Origin of the sequence: Burkholderia sp. Bp8963 (assembly GCF_003854275.1) — a bacterium.
Classification (GTDB): domain Bacteria; phylum Pseudomonadota; class Gammaproteobacteria; order Burkholderiales; family Burkholderiaceae; genus Burkholderia.
Map to the genome: position 1 here is coordinate 313804 of NZ_QTQP01000001.1, position 16637 is coordinate 330440.

Consider the following 16637-nt stretch of genomic DNA (forward strand, 5'->3'; position numbering starts at 1 on the left):
CGGCGAAAGGTGAAGGGTCAGTAGCCGCCGCCACCACCTCCTCCGCCCCCGCCACCGCCACCCGCGCCGCCTCCACCATAGCGGCCGACGGCGTGATTCTGCGAAGCGCCGTTGTCGGACATGCATCCCGCGGACAGCAGCAGCGTCAGCGCTGCGACCACGGCAGCGACCCACGTAGTCGGTTTCATCTCATCCTCCAGTTGACGGACGGGCGGCCCCGACGCCCGCGCGAACACGAAACGTTCCGGACAACCGCCTTATTCCATCCGATGTCGTGCGGGCCGCGGGTTGCGCGGGCCTGCAACCGGCGTGCCCGCAGCGCCCGCTGTCCGGCCCGGCTTATCGTGCGAGCTTGCGAGCGTGAGCGCGCGTTGCGGCACGGCAACGGCCGTTCGCCCGCTCAGGCATCCGGCGCGGGTTCGGCCGGATCGTCCGCCAGCAGCCGCGCCAGCACCTGTGCGACCACCCGGTCGCACTGCGCACCGCGAAAATCGAACGCGTCGCGCGCGGCCAGATCGAGATCGAGTGCGAGCGACGCGCGCAACATCCGCCGCGCGCGATGGTGCCGGCTGCGCACCGTCGCCTCGGGCAGCGCGAGGTGTTGCGCGGTCTCCTCGACGGTCATTTCCTCCACCGAGCGCATCACGAACACGATCCGGAACGCCGGCGGCAGCGCGTCGATCCGGCGCTCCAGCAGGTCCCGCAATTCGGCGCGCGACGCCGACCGTTCGGGGGAATCGGACGAGATATCGATCATGTCTGCCTCGTCGAGGGCATCGTCGGCATCGCACATCGGCATCGCGCCGGCCCGGCGCCGCGCGCGCCGCACGCGGCCGAAGCACTCGTTCAGCAGCAGCCGGGTGAGCCAGGTGCCGAGCGCCGCATCGCCGCGAAAGCGCGCAATCGACCGGTACGCGGACAGGTACGCGACCTGGAGCGCGCCCTCGGCTTCCGCGTCGTCGCGCAGGATCGCGCGGGCGAGCCGGAACAGGCGCCGGTTGTGCCGCCGCATCACGAGTTCGAATGCGCCAGGATCGCCCGCAACGACGCGGCGCACGAGCGCGGGTTCGTCATCGAGGGCGGGATACGCATGCGTGTCGAGAGAAATCGTCATCGCGCACCTTTGTCGACGTCAATGCACGTTCAGGGTCCCGTGCATCGTCGGGTGGAACGTGCACGAATAGGGGAACCGGCCGCGCTCGTGCGCGACGTAGCGCCACGACGCCTGCGGCGCGATGCTGCCGGAGTCGAACGCGTGGCCGTCGGCGCTTGCCGTATGCGGAAACAGATCGCGGTTGATCCATACCACCTCGTCGCCGCGATGCACGGTCAGCTCGGCCGGCGTGAAGCGCATCTGCTCGATCACGACCACCTGCGATCCGGCGAGCGCGCCGGACGACAGGGCCAACGCGCCCAGCCACACCGCGCAGGCGCAGCGCCGTCCCCACGGGCTTGCGCGCGACGGCGCCGCCAGCGCGTCATTGCGCGCCGTCACTGCCTTTCCCCAGCGTCGACTGCAGTTTGCGCGCATGCTCGAGGTGCGCGACGAACGCGGGCTCGACCTTGACGAGCAGCGCCTTCAGTTCGGCGTTCTTCGCGGACGGGATCAGCGTGTGATCGATCGCGGACAGTACGGCTTCATGATAGGTCACCTCATGGTCGATGTACGCGCGGTCGAAACGCGCGCCGTCGAGCTTGCCGAGGGTCTGCAGATTCGTGTCGCCGCCATGCTTGAGGTCCATGCTGGTGGGGTTCTCCTCGGGCGTCACGCCCAGCTTGTGGACGAGATCGGCTGCCGCCTTGTTGACCCCCGTGTGGTCGGTCACCATGCGGTCGGCGAACGCCTTGACGTCCTTGTTGTGCGTTTTCGATTCGGCCAGTTTCCCGGCGTCGATGTCGACCTGGTTGGCCGTCACGACGATCGCCGCGATCTGCGGATCGGTCGGGCCGGCCTGCTGCGCGGAAACGGGCAGCGCGACGGCGAGCAGGGCGCCGCACAACGCTGCATCGAAGATCGTGTTCATCCTGAATCCTCCGAACAATGACGAGCGGCGCGATGCCGCCGGGTAATCTCGGCTTGAAGCGCGACTCGAAGCGCGACTCGAAGCGCGACTCGATGCGCGACTCGATGCGCGACTCGATGCGCGGTTCGAAGCCGCTCAACCGATTGGATGTCACGTGCGGCGCGCGCGTTTCCGGCGCGATGATGGTTTGACGCAGCGACGTCGATACGCATTCCTATAGAATCCGCACCAACCGGGTCGCTAGCGCCACTCGAGGCGGGCCGCAAACATCACCGCCGATACGCTTTTGCACTCGCGCAGATGCCGGTCTACATTTATGTCACAAGATGATATATATCCGGAAAACGCCCCGTCGACGGGAGTCAGCGATGCAACCGACCAACCGCAAGGCCGAAACGGGCGTGACGAAATCCGATCTGGAGCAACTGTCTGATTTTCGCTACCGGCTGAGGCAATTCCTGCACTTTTCCGAACGGATCCTTCACGACGCGGGGCTCACCCCGCTGCAGTACATGCTGATGCTGCACACCTGCGCGTTTCCCGACCGTTCATGGGCGACCGTCGGTGAAATCGCGGAACGCCTGCAGGCGTCGTCGCACGGCACGGTCGCGCTGGTGACGCGCTGCGAGGCCGCCGGTCTCGTCACGCGCCACGCGAGCCTGCACGACCGCAGGCAGGTCGAGATTCATCTGACACCGAAAGGCGAAAGCTGCTTGCGCACGGTCGCGACCCTGCACAAATCGGAGATCCGCTCGTTCGGCTGGGCGTTCCAGGATGTGACCGCCCCGAACGCGTAAGTGCCGCACGCCGAGCGCGGCGGTCGCTTGCGCCCGAACGCCTGCCCGACGCGCGCCGAGGGTTCCGGCCCGATCCGGTCAACGATAGACGAGATCCGCCCGGCGGTTTTGCGCCCATGACGCTTCGTCATGACCGAGCGCCACCGGCTTTTCCTTGCCGAAGCTGACCGCTTCGAGCTGCGTTTCCTGCACGCCCAGCGTGACGAGCGCGCTCAGCACCGCTTGCGAACGGCGTTGCCCGAGCGCGATGTTGTATTCGGACGTGCCGCGCTCGTCGGTATTACCCTGAATCAGCACGCGCTGCGCGGGGTGGCGGCGCAAGTAATCTGCGTGCGATTGCAGCAGCGACTGGAATTCCGGCTTGATCACGTTGCTGTCGAAATCGAAATAGATGCTCCGCTTCGCGAGCGGACTGTTCGGATTATTGAGCTCGTCGGCCTGCGTCGTGGCGACCGCCTCGTTCGTCGCACTCGGATTCACGGCGGCGTTCTCCGGCGTCTTCGCCGCGTGGTGGCAACCGGCCAGCAGCGCCAGGACCACGATCACCGCGTATCGGTTCATTTTGCTCATCGTTCGTCTCCTGCGGTTGACTTCGTTGGATACTCGCGGGTGCGCGCGACGGGCTTGTTGCACGAATCCCTGCAAATAGCTTAGGAAAAATGTCACAACGCGACCAGTTTCGCAGGATGCGTCGCGTCAGCGGATCGTCGGACGAACGCGATGCGCATGCGCGCGGCAACGCAAGGCCCCGCTTCGGCGCCGACGGCACCGAGCGCCGGTGCGAAACCGCCACGCTCCGCTACGCGTCGCCGTGCTCGTCGTGGCCGATCACCAGTTCGGTCGGCGACGCGAACGTGTAGCGCGGCACGTCGAGGTTCTGCGGCGCGGGCTTGTCGCGGAACACGCGCCCCGCGAGATCGTAGGTCGATCCGTGGCAAGGACAGAGAAAGCCGCCGGGCCAGTCGTCCGGCAGGTTCGGCTGCGGCCCTGGCTGGAAGCGCGGAATCGGCGTGCAGCCGAGATGCGTGCAGACGCCGACGACCACGAGGATGTTGCGATGATCCGCACGTGCGCGGTACGCGTTCCTGCAGTAGTCCGGTAACGGCATCGAGAACGGATGCCGCGTGTCAGGATCGGCGACCAGTGGCGCCGCCTTTGCGACGGCAGCGAGCATCGCGCTCGACCGGTTGACGATGAACACGGGCTTGCCACGCCACGCGGCCGTCATCATGTCGCCCTCGGACAGCCGGCTGATGTCGACCTTGACCGGCGCGCCCGCCGCGATCGCGCTCGCTGGCGGCGTCAGCGAATCCACGAACGGAAATGCGGCCGCCGCGCAGCCGATCCCGCCCGTGACGGAAGTCGCGATCAGCCATCTGCGCCGCATCACGTCGACGGCTTCAGGCGGGTGCTCTAGTGGTTGTTCGGCCGGTTGCTCAGGCGATCGTTCAAGCGGTTGTTCGTCCATACGTTCATTCCGCCTTCGGGATCGTCACGCCGCGGGCGCCGGCGGGCCGGCTTTGCTCGTGACACCCGTCACATGTTCCAGATGAACACTTCGTGCACGTGCGACGACGCATGCACCTGCACGTTGCGCCGCTGGGTCTGGCCGTTGTACGTCGCCGTCACCGAGTAGCGCCCGTCGGGCAGCGTCGCGAGCAGGAACGGGCCTTGCGTGACCGTCGACAGCACCTGATTGCCATGCGCGTCCGTGACGTTCACGGGGATATCCGCGAGGTAGTCGTTGTCGCCGCTGCCGGCCCGGCCGGCAAACTCGAGCACCAGCGGGTAATCGCGCATTTGCTCCTTGATCGCAGCCGACTGATCGCTGCCAATGCCGCCGGACAGATACGTCACCTGACCGGCATGATCGGGCGGTGGCAGCGATTCGGCATCCGCGGCCCATGCGTACTGGCCGCCGATGCCGAGCGCCAGCACGGCCACCACGGCAATATCCAGCTTCAATGTGGATAGGGAGTTCATGATCGCCTCCGTTTGTGTTGTGCCATGTGGAACCGGGCATCATCAAACGCGTTCGATGTGCGTCCTCATGCACGGAGGACGTGCATTCACGATGACATCGAACAAGCCGCGCGATGGCATGCGCGCCGGGTCCGGACCGTTCAGGATCGGGAGCAGGGATGTCGCCGGGGCGTCGAAGCAGTGGCGCCGCAAGCTGCGGCGAGGGCAGCGGGGCGACCCCATGTAAGACTGCAACACGCATTGGCGCAATGCCTGCGCGCGTCGTTGCTGCGGTCCCGCGCAATGCCGGAGGCGGTCAGCGACCGACCCCGGCGTTGCCGTGACACGGTACGACACTTCCAGCGTAGGCGCCGAGGATTAACGCACGCTTAAGCGGGCACTTATCGGATGAATGGACAACTGGCCGACGCCGGCCGCACGACGCATGCGCGTTGCGCATCATGCCGCCGGTGCACGGGGATCGATCGGAAATCGATCAGAAGCGGTGCCGCAAGCCCAGCGCGACGACAACCTGATTGCTGTTGGCCGACGGGGTCAAGGTCCACACCGTCGCATTGAACGCCGGGTTGCCGTTGCCGCCGCTCACGCTCTGGTAGACGCCTTCGAGGTAGGCATCCGTGCGCTTCGAGAACGCGTAATCGGCTTGCGCGACCACCTGGTTCCACTTCGGACGGGTTTGCCCCGTGCGGGAGTCGAAGCGGCCCATCGTATAGGTGTACGCGGCGCCGACGCTCAACGCGTGCGTGACGAAGTAGCGCCCGTCGATCGTGACGTTGTCGAAGACCAGCGAGTTGCCCTTGAGCGCGGCGATGCTGCCGCCCTGCAGCACGCCGGTCACGCCATCGGTCGCGGAATGCGACCATGCGGCGCCGACCGAATGCGGTCCGAACGCATACCGTCCGGCAACGGCCCAGATCTGCTGGCTGCCGCCCGTGATCGTCGCGGAGCCGTCCACCGTGCTCAGTGCGCCGTTCGGATTCGCCGCGTTCCTGTCGCGGTTGATCTTCAGGTAGCCGGCGCCGAGCTTCAGCGGCCCGTTCGCGTACGAGAGCCCCGCGCTCCACGCCGCGTTGTTGCCGAACTGGCCCGGCGTGTTCGAGAAGCCGTACATCGCGCCGAACGTCAGGCCGCGATACGTCGGGCTCGTGTACTTGACCGCGTTGTTGATGCGGATGTTACGGTTCGAGTCGTCGTTGTCGTACGGATGGACGGCCAGATTGCCGCCCCAGCCGGGACCGGATGCGCCGAGCGGCGTCACGAAATCCAGGATCAGATCGTACTGGCGGCCGAACGTCAGCGCGCCGCCCGATTTCGAGCTGACACCGACCCACGCCTGACGGCCGAACAGGTCGACGCCTTTCTGCGACAGCGCGCCGGTCGTGCCCGAGAAGCCGTTCTCGAGCGTAAAGATCGCCGCCAATCCGCCGCCGAGATCCTCACGGCCGCGCAGCCCCCAGCGCGCCGCGTTCAACGCGCCGCTCGTCATTGCCCAGTTGCTGTTGCCCGGCGAACCGGCTCCGTGGGTGCGCTGGTTGTTCGCATAGGTGATCGACGTGTCGATCAGGCCGTACAACGCGACGCTGCTTTGCGCGTGGGCCGCGCCTGCGCCGAAGCCGCCCAGGCAGGCCACCACGACGGTCCCCGCAATGCCGCCGGCCCGCCGGCCGCTGGCCACGGCGTGAAGCCTGGCGAGGAGGGCGTGGTTGCGTGTTTTCTTATGTCTATAGGAATGCATATGATTTTTTATCGGTCGATCCGGCCGGAGTGCCGGCCTGCCGCGCCGGCGGACAGTGAATGGACCGACGGACAGAGCAGCGATTATTGGAGATCGCGCGACTGCCGATTAAGATGCTGCACAGGAAAGGTCCTCTGCAGGACCGCGCACAATCGCGCGGTGGCCTGGCCTGCATCGGGGAAGGTGGGGTCTCTGCAGTGATGCGTGGCGGAATCGCTGCCGGGCACGGCCGATCGGCCGGAAGTCGAGCTGAAATCGGGCCGGAATTCGGGCGGCGCAAGAAGGCCGCCCCGCACTGGCTCAGTGCGACATCAGCACCGGCACCGTCATGCTTTCGAGGATGGTTCGCGTTGCGCCGCCGAGCACGCGCTCGCGCGTGCGCGTGTGGCTGTAGGCCCCCATGACGAGGAGATCCGCATGCAGGTCGCTGGTCCGGTTGAGCAGCGTCGCGCCGGTGCCGACGTCGCCTTCGCGCGGCGTCGTCGCAAAGGCGGCGCGAATGCCGTGGCGTTCAAGGTAAGCGGCAACATCGACGCCTGCGGGCGTCCAGTCCGGATCGGAATGCCGGCGCTCGACCGTCTCGACGGTGACGAAGCGCGCGCGCTCGAGCAGCGGCAGCGCGTCGGCAACCGCGCGGGCTGCCTCACGGCCGCCGTCCCATGCGATGAGGATGTTCTCGCCGAACGTGCGTACCTGGCCCGCGTACGGCACGATGATCGCCGGACGCCCGCTGCCCGTCACCACGTCATCGACGAAATGGCGGGCAATGTAGGTGGTGCGGTCGTGCGGATCCGTCTGGCCGAGCACGAGCAGATCCGCGTGGCGCGCATGCAGTGTCGCTGTCTCGGTCGCGGGGCCGGCAGGCGCTCGCCACTCGACGCTACATCCTGCACGTTCCGCCGCTTCGAGGAAGGCGGTTTCCGCCTGCTTCCGGCGTTCTTCGCCCAAGCGTTCGTACACGGCCAGCTTCAGCGGTTCATCGTGCCGGAGCAATGGCTCGAACAGATCCTGGCAGACCACGTACAGGCCGATCAGGTGCGCGTGCCAGCGTTGCGCAAGCTCGAGCGCCAGTTCGACGCGTGCCGCACTGCGCGGGCTGTCGTCGAGATGAACGAGCAGGGTCTTGTAGCTCATGACTGTTCCTTTTCGGTCGAGGCCGCGTCGATCACGCGGTTCGCGCGGGTCCGCATTGGTGCGCTCGCGCTCAGTGCGACATCAGGACCGGCAGCGTCATCGACGCGAGCACGGTACGCGTCACGCCGCCCATCAGCAGTTCGCGCCAGCGCGTGTGCCCATAGGCGCCCATGACGAGCAGGTCGGAGCCCGTTTCGTACGCGCGCGACAGCAACGTGTCGCCGACTGGCGTATCGGGCGCACCGGCAATATCGAGTACGTTGACATCCGGCGCATGGCGCGCAAGCATCTGCGCCGCGTCGGCCCCCGGAATGCGCCAGTCCGCCTCGTCGTCGCCCGCGCCGGTGACGGCGACGACCGTCGTTCGTTTCGCCCGTTCGAGGAACGGTATCGCGTCATGCGCGGCGCGCACGGCTTCCCGACTGCCGTCCCATGCAACGAGCACGCGCTCGCCGACCGACGCAAACTCTCCCGCGTACGGCACGAACAGCACGGGGCGTCCCGCCGAGAGCACCAGGTTTTCGGGGAACTGATCGTCGATGAAGGTCTCGGGGTCGTCGGGATTGCGCTGGCCGACGATCACGAGATCGGCATGACGCGCATGATGCGGCACCGTGCTGTTGGCCCGTGCGTCGGCGGTGATCCAGCGGCTCGGCACCTTGGCGCGCATGGTTTCCGCATGGAACAGACGCTCGAGTGCCGCAAAGCGCTGATCGCGCCATTGCTGGTGCTCGCGAAAATAGTCGGCGGACCCGGCCATCACATAAAACGAACTTGGCTCCGGCGTATAGACGGCGAAGACGCCGGTCAGATGCGCATCGAATTGCCGCGCGAGCCGCAATGCGAACTCGAGGCGCGAATGTGCGCGGTCGCTCGTATCGAGATGCACGACCAGGCTCTTGTAGCTCATCGCGATCGCTCCATCGACGGTGGACCCGTCAGTGCAATTCAGTCTACGAGGCTGGCTTCCCGCACCGTTGACTCAGATCAACGGCGGTTGCGCCCGGTGGCCGCACAGTGAAGCGCTCGCGTTGCCGGTAGCGCTGCTGATGAAGACCGTGCGCGCGGGGCGGCTCGATCCGAACCAACTGATCACGCATCGCTTCTCGCTCGTCGCGCTGCTCGCGCACACGATCCCACACGATCCATTACGTGCCGATTCTGGTCTCGCCGAGGGCCGACAGCCGCGTCGATTGACGGCGGCGGTTGATGCGTTCACGTTCGCCGGTCAATCGCCGGCGCGCGCATCGCGGCCCAGCCGTGTCCTGCCCGACATGGCAAATCTGCTCACCACGATCGAGCGGGTTGGTCATCGACGGCCAGCGTGGCATTGCATAAATTCCCAAGGTTGGTGCGCTTATCCGCGTGCCACGCCACGCGCGAGCCGGCAACCGGCCGCGCGTTTCCTTATCAGCGTGAGACAAAATCGAGCGTGGAGACGACACGATGAGCCTGTCAGAGCCATTGCGTCTGCATGTGCCGGAGCCTACAGGGCGACCGGGCTGCAAGACCGACTTTTCCTATCTGCATCTATCGCCAGCCGGCGCGGTTCGCCGCCCGCCGATCGATGTTGCCGCGGCGGACACCGCCGATCTCGCCCGCAGCCTCGTGCGCGTGCTCGACGACCATGGCGAAGCCGTCGGCCCGTGGGCACCGGATCTCGACGACGCGCAACTGCTCGCCGGGATGCGGGCGATGCTCAAGACCCGCATCTTCGACGCGCGCATGCTGATCGCGCAGCGCCAGAAAAAAATCTCGTTCTACATGCTGAGCCTCGGCGAAGAGGCCATCGGCGCCGCGCATGCGATGGCGCTGCGGCACGGCGACATGTGTTTCCCGACCTACCGGCAGCAGAGCATCCTGATCGCGCGCGACGTGCCGCTCGAACGGATGATCTGCCAGTTGATGTCGAACGAGGGCGACCCGCTGAAGGGGCGCCAGCTCCCGGTCATGTATTCGGACCGCGAAGCAGGCTTCTTCTCGATCTCCGGCAATCTGGCGACGCAGTTCATCCAGGCGGTCGGCTGGGCGATGGCGTCGGCGATCAAGGGCGACACGAAGATCGCGTCCGCCTGGATCGGCGACGGCGCGACGGCCGAGGCCGACTTTCATACCGCGCTCACGTTCGCGCACGTGTATCGCGCGCCCGTCGTGCTGAATGTCGTCAACAACCAGTGGGCGATCTCGACGTTCCAGGCGATCGCGGGCGGCGAGGGGACGACGTTCGCGGGGCGCGGCGTCGGCTGCGGGATCGCGTCGCTGCGCGTCGACGGCAACGACTTCCTCGCGATCTACGCGGCGTCGAGCTGGGCGGCCGAACGCGCGCGCCGCAACCTGGGCCCGACGCTGATCGAATGGGTGACCTACCGCGCGGGCGCGCACTCGACGTCGGACGATCCGTCGAAATACCGGCCGGGCGACGACTGGACCCATTTCCCGCTCGGCGATCCGATCGCGCGCTTCAAGCGCCACCTGATCGCCAAGGGCATCTGGTCGGACAACGCGCACGACGCGCTCACGGCCGAGCTCGAGGCCGAGGTGATTGCCGCACAGAAGGAAGCGGAGAAATACGGAACGCTGGCCGACGAGCGGATTCCGTCGCCGGCGTCGATGTTCGACGACGTGTACAAGGAGCTGCCCGCGCATCTGCGCCGTCAGCGCCAGGAACTGGGAGCGTGATCATGGCGCAACGAGAAGCAACGACGACGGCCACGCAGCCGATGACGATGATCCAGGCGCTGCGCTCCGCGATGGACGTGATGCTCGAGCGCGACGGCGATGTGGTCGTGTTCGGCCAGGACGTCGGCTATTTCGGCGGCGTGTTCCGCTGCACCGAAGGGCTGCAGACGAAGTACGGCAAGTCGCGCGTGTTCGACGCGCCGATCTCGGAAGGCGGGATCGTCGGCGCGGCGGTCGGGATGGGCGCGTACGGGCTGCGGCCCGTGTGCGAGATCCAGTTCGCGGACTACTTCTACCCGGCATCCGACCAGATCGTGTCGGAAGGCGCGCGGCTGCGCTACCGGTCTGCCGGCCAGTTCACCGCGCCGATGACGATCCGGATGCCGTGCGGCGGCGGCATCTACGGCGGCCAGACCCACAGCCAGAGCCCGGAGGCGATGTTCACGCAGGTGTGCGGGCTGCGCACGGTGATGCCGTCGAACCCGTACGACGCGAAGGGGCTGCTGATCGCGGCGATCGAAAACGACGATCCGGTGATCTTTCTCGAACCAAAGCGGCTTTACAACGGGCCGTTCGACGGCCATCACGAACGGCCGGTCACGTCGTGGCTGAAGCATCCGGCAAGCGCGGTGCCGGAGGGCTACTACACGGTGCCGCTCGATTCGGCCGCCGTCGTGCGCGCCGGCAGCGACGTGACGGTGCTGACGTACGGCACGACGGTCCACGTGTCGCTGGCCGCGGCCGAGGAGACGGGCATCGATGCCGAGGTGATCGACCTGCGGACGCTGTGGCCGCTCGATCTGGATACGGTCGTCGCATCGGTGCGCAAGACCGGGCGCTGCGTCGTGGTTCACGAGGCGACGCGCACCTGCGGTTATGGCGCGGAACTGGTGTCGCTCGTCCAGGAGCATTGCTTCTACCACCTCGAGGCACCCGTGGAGCGCACGACGGGCTGGGATACGCCGTATCCGCATGCGCAGGAATGGGCGTATTTTCCCGGCCCGAGCCGGGTTGGCGATGCGTTGCGACGCGTGATGGAGGCTTGACATGGGTATTCACGTCATCAAGATGCCGGATATCGGCGAAGGGATCGCCGAGGTCGAGCTGGTGGCCTGGCATGTGGAAGTGGGGCAGACGATCAAGGAAGACCAGCCGCTCGCCGACGTGATGACCGACAAGGCGGCGGTCGAGATTCCGTCGCCCGTGTCGGGCAAGGTGCTGGCGCTCGGCGGCAAGATCGGCGAGATGATGGCGGTCGGCAGCGAGCTGATTCGCCTCGAGGTCGAAGGCGACGGCAACCTGAAGCCGGGCGCCGACGTGCGCGAGGCCGCGGTGGCCGCGGTGGCCACTGTGGCAGATACAGCCGTTGCAGCCGCCGCCACGGCGCCAGCTGCCGCCGCGTCTGTCGTATCGTCCGCGGATGCGGGTCACGCGGCGAGCCGCGCGCCTGCCGAGCCGCGCCGCGCGGAACACGCCACGCCGCCGCGCGCGGCGCTTGCGCCGGGCGAGCGGCCGCTCGCATCGCCGGCCGTGCGCCAGCGCGCGTGGGACATGGGCATCGAGCTGCGCTACGTGCGCGGCACGGGCGACGCCGGGCGGATCCTGCACGCGGACCTCGATGCATACGCGCGCACCGGCAGCCGGGCGGGCGGACAGCCTGCGCGCGGCTATGACGAACGGACCGACGAGACCGAGGTACCGGTGATCGGCCTGCGCCGCGCGATCGCGCGCAAGATGCAGGAAGCGAAGCGGCGCATTCCGCACTTCAGCTACGTCGAGGAAATCGACGTGACCGAGCTCGAGACGCTGCGCGCGGAACTGAACCGCCGCTACGGCGACTCGCGCGGCCGGCTCACGCTGCTGCCGCTGCTGATCCGCGCGATGGTGATCGCGTTGCGCGACTTTCCGCAGCTCAACGCGCGCTTCGACGACGAAGCCGGCGTCGTGACCCGTTACGGCGCGGTGCACATGGGCGTTGCGACACAGACCGACGCGGGCCTCACGGTGCCCGTGCTGCGTCACGCGGAAGCGCGCGACGTGTGGTCGATCTCGGCCGAAATCGCGCGGCTGGCCGACGCGGTGCGCACCAACCGCGCGCAGCGCGACGAGCTCACCGGTTCGACGATCACGATTTCGAGCCTCGGCCCGATTGGCGGCATCGTGTCGACGCCGGTCATCAATCATCCGGAAGTCGGCATCGTCGGCGTGAACCGCATCGTCGAGCGGCCGATGTTCCATGACGGCGCGGTCGTCGCGCGCAAGCTGATGAACCTGTCGTCGTCGTTCGATCATCGCGTCGTCGACGGCATGGACGCGGCCGAATTCATCCAGGCGGTGCGCGCGTTGCTCGAACGCCCGGCGCTGCTGTTCGTGGAGTGAGGAAGTGAGCGCAATGAAGAACGAACACACCACGCTGCTCGTGATCGGCGGCGGCCCGGGCGGCTACGTCGCCGCCATTCGTGCCGGACAGCTCGGCATTCCGACGCTGCTCGTCGAGCGCGACCGGCTCGGCGGTACCTGCCTGAACATCGGCTGCATTCCGTCGAAGGCGCTGATCCACGTCGCCGACGCATTCGAGCAGGCGCGCGACCAGGCCGGTGAAGGCACGCTCGGCATCCGCGTGCACACGCCGGAGATCGATATTGCGCGCAGCGTCGCGTGGAAGGACGGCGTCGTCGACAAGCTGACGCGCGGCGTCGGCGCGCTGCTGAAGAAGAACGGCGTGCGCGTGCTGCACGGCGACGCGCGCGTGATCGACGGCAAGACCGTCGAGGTCGACGCCGGCGGCGAGACGATCCGGATCGGTTGCGAGCACCTGTTGCTCGCGACGGGTTCCGAGCCGGTCGCGCTACCGTCGATGCCGTTCGGCGGGCATGTCGTTTCGTCGACCGAGGCGCTGTCGCCAAAGACGTTACCGAAGCGGCTGGTCGTCGTCGGCGCGGGTTACATCGGGCTGGAACTCGGGATGGTCTATCGCAAGCTCGGGGTCGACGTCAGCGTGGTCGAGGCGGCGGAGCGCGTGCTGCCCGCGTATGACGCGGAGCTCGTGAAGCCGGTCGCCGATTCGCTCGCGCGGCTCGGCGTCAGGCTGTGGCTCGGCCACAAGGTGCTCGGGCTCGCGGACGACGGCGCAGTGCGCGTGCAGGCGCCCGATGGCGCCGAGCGGACGCTGCCGGCCGATCGCGTGCTGGTCGCGGTCGGGCGTCGGCCGCGCGTCGACGGGTTTGGGCTCGAGACACTGCCGCTCGAACGCAACGGGCGGGCGCTGCGGATCGACGACGAATGCCGGACGTCGATGCGCAATGTGTGGGCGATCGGGGACGTTGCTGGCGAGCCGATGCTCGCGCATCGCGCGATGGCGCAGGGCGAGATGGTCGCGGAGCTGATTGCCGGCAAGCGTCGCAAGTTCGTGCCTGCGTCGATTCCGGCTGTCTGCTTTACCGATCCGGAGATCGTGACGTCGGGGTGGTCGCCGGATGACGCGCGGGCGGCTGGCGTTGACTGCTTGAGTGCTTCGTTCCCGTTTGCCGCGAATGGGCGGGCGATGACGCTTCAGGCTACCGACGGGTTCGTGCGGGTTGTCGCGCGGCGGGATACGCATCTGATCGTCGGCTGGCAGGCGGTCGGGCGCGGGGTGTCGGAGCTGGCCGCGGCGTTCTCGCAATCGATCGAGATGGGCGCGCGGCTCGAGGATATCGGCGGCACGATCCATGCGCATCCGACGCTTGGTGAGGCGATGCAGGAGGCGGCGTTGCGGGCGTTGGGGCACGCGGTGCATATCTGAGCCAAAGAGCACGTCGGCACTCGGGGACGCTTGCACAGGTTGCGACGGGGGCCGGTGGTGCAGGGCGCGATTGACTGATAGTGGGCAATCGCGTCCCGTTATATCCAGCATGTTGTAGAGTCCACGCGCGCGGCGGCCGCCCGTAGCGTAAACGCCTTGATGACGGCGACCTACTGGGAGGTTGGACGGCGAATCGTGGAGTTCGAGCAGGGCGGCGAGGGCAGGGCTACGTACGGCGAGGCAGTGACACGGATGACTGAGTCGGGTAGCAGCGGCGCATTACTGCGCCGCCGCCCCCTAAGAACCGTACGGGCGAGTTTCCCCGCATACGGCTCAAGCCTCTATAAGGCCAGTTGTTAGACCAACCCGGCGGCACAACGTACCAACCGGCGTGTGTACCTGCTTATGGCAGCACGCGTACTAGCTGCGGCCGGTTCCCTTGCGGCGTGCGCGGGAGGCCCGACTTCGAATCGCAGCTCGCTGCGCGAAGTAGCCGTACCACTCACGATCGTAGGGATTGGCGTCCGACTGGACTTTCGGATGCCGTTCGATGGGTATGCTTGCCGCCGTCCGGAGAGTCCGGAGCAGGGGGCGTCCGCTATCGTCCATTTGATCGGTGGCGGCGGCGAATACCCACCTCCGCAGCCCAATCTGATGGAAGTAGCGTTGCCTTACCCATTCCGGAGGTTTCTTTGGGTGGCGTCGCTTAGCCCATTGCCAGAGTGCGTACCAAATATGGCTGTCCACGTTAGAGAAGGTTTCCTGTGCGACAACGTGGCGGTGGTACATCGCCCAGCCAGTGATCACAGGGTTGAGGGCGCGGATCAACAAATCTTGCGGTGCTGACCGTAACCTTCGGATGAGATCCCGGGCCTTTAGCAGGAAGGACTGCACGTTCTTCCGCGCCGGCTTGATAAGCAGTTTCTTGCCGTATCGCCGGACGTTCTGGCCGAGGAAATCATAGCCTTCTGTCAAATGGGTGATCTTCGTTTTCTCCGGAGCGAGTTCCAGTCCCCTAGATGCAAGAAACGCGGTGACTGCCGGGGTGATTGTGTCTTGTAACACTTCCCGACTCACTCCAGTGATGACGAAGTCGTCGGCATATCGCACGAGATTGACCTTGTGGGCTATGCGCTGTGATGCATTTTTGAAGGCGGACGATAGAGCCTTGTCCAACCCGTTTAGCGCAAAGTTGGCGAGCACAGGGCTAATGATTCCGCCCTGTGGCGTTCCTTCGGTTGTCCTTGCGAATGCGCCGTCCTTCAAGTAACCGGCCCTCAGCCATTTCGCCAACACGGCCTTGTCCGTCGGCACGTGCTTTAGGAGCCACGCGTGGTCGATGTTGTCGAAGCAGCCGCGGATGTCCGCTTCGAGAATCCACTGCGCCGAAACTCGTGCACCCCGGTCTTTTGGGTTGCCGTGGTAGCGGGCGTTCATGAAGCATTGCGCTATCGCGTCATGAGTGGATCGCTCTTTTCGGAATCCATAGGATTGCACATCTGAAATCGTTTCGGATACTGGATCGAGAGCGAGCAGGTAAAGGGCCTGCATCGCCCGATCGCGCATCGTAGGGATGCTCAGCGGGCGCAGCTTGCCGTTACTCTTGGGTATATAGATTCGCTTCAGCGGAAGCGGTTGGTAGCCGCACCGCTTCAGAGAACCTATCGCCATGTATTTGGCATCCGGGGTCGACCAAAGCACTCTGTCTACCCCCGGTGTACGTTTGCCCTGGTTTTCCGTCACTCGTTTCACGGCTAAGGCTTTGCTGTAAAACGAGGTGGTCAGCAGCCGTTGCAGGGCCTTGACCCTGTTCCAGCGACCGTCCTGTGTTGCCTTCACGATACGCGCCTGCATTCTTTTGACCGCGGCGTGGGCCGTGTTCCAGTCGATGCTGTGCCACGACGTACCTTGGTCGGCCAGTGCACACGTTGACTGCCCGTTCATTTGCTTTCTTGCCTTCAAAGATTATGCAAGCTATCTCGTGATGAGAGACCAGTTGGAAGTCTGCCCACTTTCGTGTCGGGCGATGTCTCAGCCCGTATCCCGGCCATTACAACCCGGCGTTCGCTTTCTCCAACCTCCTTTACCCACTCCGCCAACAGCTTCCCTCGCGGTCGGCCTGCCCATGCGGGCGGCAGGATGGGCTTACCCTGTTTCGCTAACGCAACGAAGATGGCGACGGTTTCCTCTCTACGCCGGCGACGCTATGGTCTGCGTGCATCCAAGACAGACTGAATGCACCCGGTCGCTTAGCTTTTGCCCGCAGCCTAACAGCACCTTTGGCTGGACTGTGTTCACGACGCTTGCGAGAATTCACTTCCGTTAACCGTGCCATCCAAGCCCTCCCGGCTCCCGCATCGGTGCTTGCAGGTGTCGCCTTCGCCTCGCGGCTCGGGCTAGGCCTCGCGGCCCCGGTCGTTGTCCTCGATGCTCCGCACCTCGCCGTTACCAGCGACGCACGACCGAGTAGGCTACTGCTGGCAGAACAGCAGGTCTTGTCC

17 protein-coding genes and 1 pseudogene are annotated in these 16637 nt (G+C 66.2%); 6 read left to right on the top strand and 12 right to left on the bottom strand.

Annotation, left to right across the window (positions count from 1 at the left end):
- Positions 1 to 17: 17 nt before the first annotated feature.
- From DID96_RS38170 to DID96_RS01445, 4 genes are all read right to left on the bottom strand, one after another.
- Entirely contained in the window at positions 18 to 188 is a 171-nt protein-coding gene (locus tag DID96_RS38170; protein ID WP_185732144.1) for a hypothetical protein, read from the bottom strand.
- Between the two features lie 212 nt (positions 189 to 400).
- Positions 401 to 1114: an RNA polymerase sigma factor gene (locus tag DID96_RS01435; protein WP_124597489.1), complete on the bottom strand. Its 714-nt coding sequence runs from the start codon at positions 1112 to 1114 to the stop codon at positions 401 to 403.
- Between the two features lie 18 nt (positions 1115 to 1132).
- Entirely contained in the window at positions 1133 to 1495 is a 363-nt protein-coding gene (locus tag DID96_RS01440; RefSeq protein ID WP_409333746.1) for a cupredoxin family copper-binding protein, read from the bottom strand.
- Positions 1479 to 2024: a DUF4142 domain-containing protein gene (locus DID96_RS01445; RefSeq protein ID WP_185732145.1), complete on the bottom strand. Its 546-nt coding sequence runs from the start codon at positions 2022 to 2024 to the stop codon at positions 1479 to 1481. The genes DID96_RS01440 and DID96_RS01445 overlap by 17 nt, the downstream gene beginning before the upstream one ends.
- 368 nt (positions 2025 to 2392) lie before the next feature.
- Between DID96_RS01445 and DID96_RS01450 the strand changes: the two genes are divergently transcribed.
- Positions 2393 to 2821: a MarR family winged helix-turn-helix transcriptional regulator gene (locus DID96_RS01450; RefSeq protein WP_124597491.1), complete on the top strand. Its 429-nt coding sequence runs from the start codon at positions 2393 to 2395 to the stop codon at positions 2819 to 2821.
- 78 nt (positions 2822 to 2899) lie between these two features.
- Here DID96_RS01450 and pal read toward each other — a convergent pair whose 3' ends face one another.
- The 7 genes from pal to DID96_RS38175 all read right to left on the bottom strand — a co-directional run bounded on the left by pal (position 2900) and on the right by DID96_RS38175 (position 8986).
- Complete coding sequence (gene pal, locus DID96_RS01455) at positions 2900 to 3391, bottom strand: peptidoglycan-associated lipoprotein Pal (protein ID WP_124597492.1); 492 nt, start codon at positions 3389 to 3391, stop codon at positions 2900 to 2902.
- Between the two features lie 229 nt (positions 3392 to 3620).
- Positions 3621 to 4208, bottom strand: a complete 588-nt coding sequence (gene petA / locus DID96_RS01460; protein WP_260463777.1) for a ubiquinol-cytochrome c reductase iron-sulfur subunit — start codon at positions 4206 to 4208, stop codon at positions 3621 to 3623.
- Between the two features lie 149 nt (positions 4209 to 4357).
- Positions 4358 to 4804, bottom strand: coding sequence for a carboxypeptidase-like regulatory domain-containing protein (locus tag DID96_RS01465; protein WP_185732146.1), 447 nt, complete (start codon positions 4802 to 4804; stop codon positions 4358 to 4360).
- Between the two features lie 475 nt (positions 4805 to 5279).
- On the bottom strand, positions 5280 to 6539 hold the full coding sequence (locus tag DID96_RS01470) for a porin (RefSeq protein WP_124597494.1): 1260 nt from the start codon (positions 6537 to 6539) through the stop codon (positions 5280 to 5282).
- Positions 6540 to 6839: 300 nt separating this feature from the next.
- Positions 6840 to 7673: a universal stress protein gene (locus tag DID96_RS01475; RefSeq protein WP_124597495.1), complete on the bottom strand. Its 834-nt coding sequence runs from the start codon at positions 7671 to 7673 to the stop codon at positions 6840 to 6842.
- Between the two features lie 70 nt (positions 7674 to 7743).
- A complete protein-coding gene (locus tag DID96_RS01480; protein WP_124597496.1) occupies positions 7744 to 8583 on the bottom strand; it encodes a universal stress protein in 840 nt (279 codons plus the stop codon).
- A 238-nt stretch (positions 8584 to 8821) separates the two neighbouring features.
- Entirely contained in the window at positions 8822 to 8986 is a 165-nt protein-coding gene (locus tag DID96_RS38175) for a hypothetical protein (protein ID WP_185732147.1), read from the bottom strand.
- Positions 8987 to 9119: 133 nt separating this feature from the next.
- Here DID96_RS38175 and DID96_RS01485 point away from each other — a divergent pair, with 133 nt between their 5' ends.
- The 5 genes and pseudogenes from DID96_RS01485 to DID96_RS38770 form a co-directional block, all read left to right on the top strand.
- Complete coding sequence (locus tag DID96_RS01485) at positions 9120 to 10352, top strand: 3-methyl-2-oxobutanoate dehydrogenase (2-methylpropanoyl-transferring) subunit alpha (RefSeq protein ID WP_124597497.1); 1233 nt, start codon at positions 9120 to 9122, stop codon at positions 10350 to 10352.
- 2 nt (positions 10353 to 10354) lie between these two features.
- Complete coding sequence (locus tag DID96_RS01490) at positions 10355 to 11398, top strand: alpha-ketoacid dehydrogenase subunit beta (protein ID WP_124597498.1); 1044 nt, start codon at positions 10355 to 10357, stop codon at positions 11396 to 11398.
- 1 nt (position 11399) lies between these two features.
- Positions 11400 to 12731 carry a dihydrolipoamide acetyltransferase family protein gene (locus DID96_RS01495; protein ID WP_124597499.1) on the top strand — a complete coding sequence of 444 codons (1332 nt, stop codon included), beginning with the start codon at positions 11400 to 11402 and terminating at the stop codon, positions 12729 to 12731.
- A 13-nt stretch (positions 12732 to 12744) separates the two neighbouring features.
- On the top strand, positions 12745 to 14136 hold the full coding sequence (lpdA, locus tag DID96_RS01500; protein WP_124597500.1) for a dihydrolipoyl dehydrogenase: 1392 nt from the start codon (positions 12745 to 12747) through the stop codon (positions 14134 to 14136).
- Positions 14137 to 14223: 87 nt separating this feature from the next.
- A pseudogene (locus DID96_RS38770) lies at positions 14224 to 14380 on the top strand (DUF1016 N-terminal domain-containing protein); the annotation flags it as partial.
- 176 nt (positions 14381 to 14556) lie between these two features.
- On the opposite strand, the gene ltrA reads toward DID96_RS38770, so the two are convergent.
- Positions 14557 to 16080: a group II intron reverse transcriptase/maturase gene (gene ltrA / locus DID96_RS01510; RefSeq protein ID WP_124597501.1), complete on the bottom strand. Its 1524-nt coding sequence runs from the start codon at positions 16078 to 16080 to the stop codon at positions 14557 to 14559.
- Between the last annotated feature and the right edge of the window lie 557 nt (positions 16081 to 16637).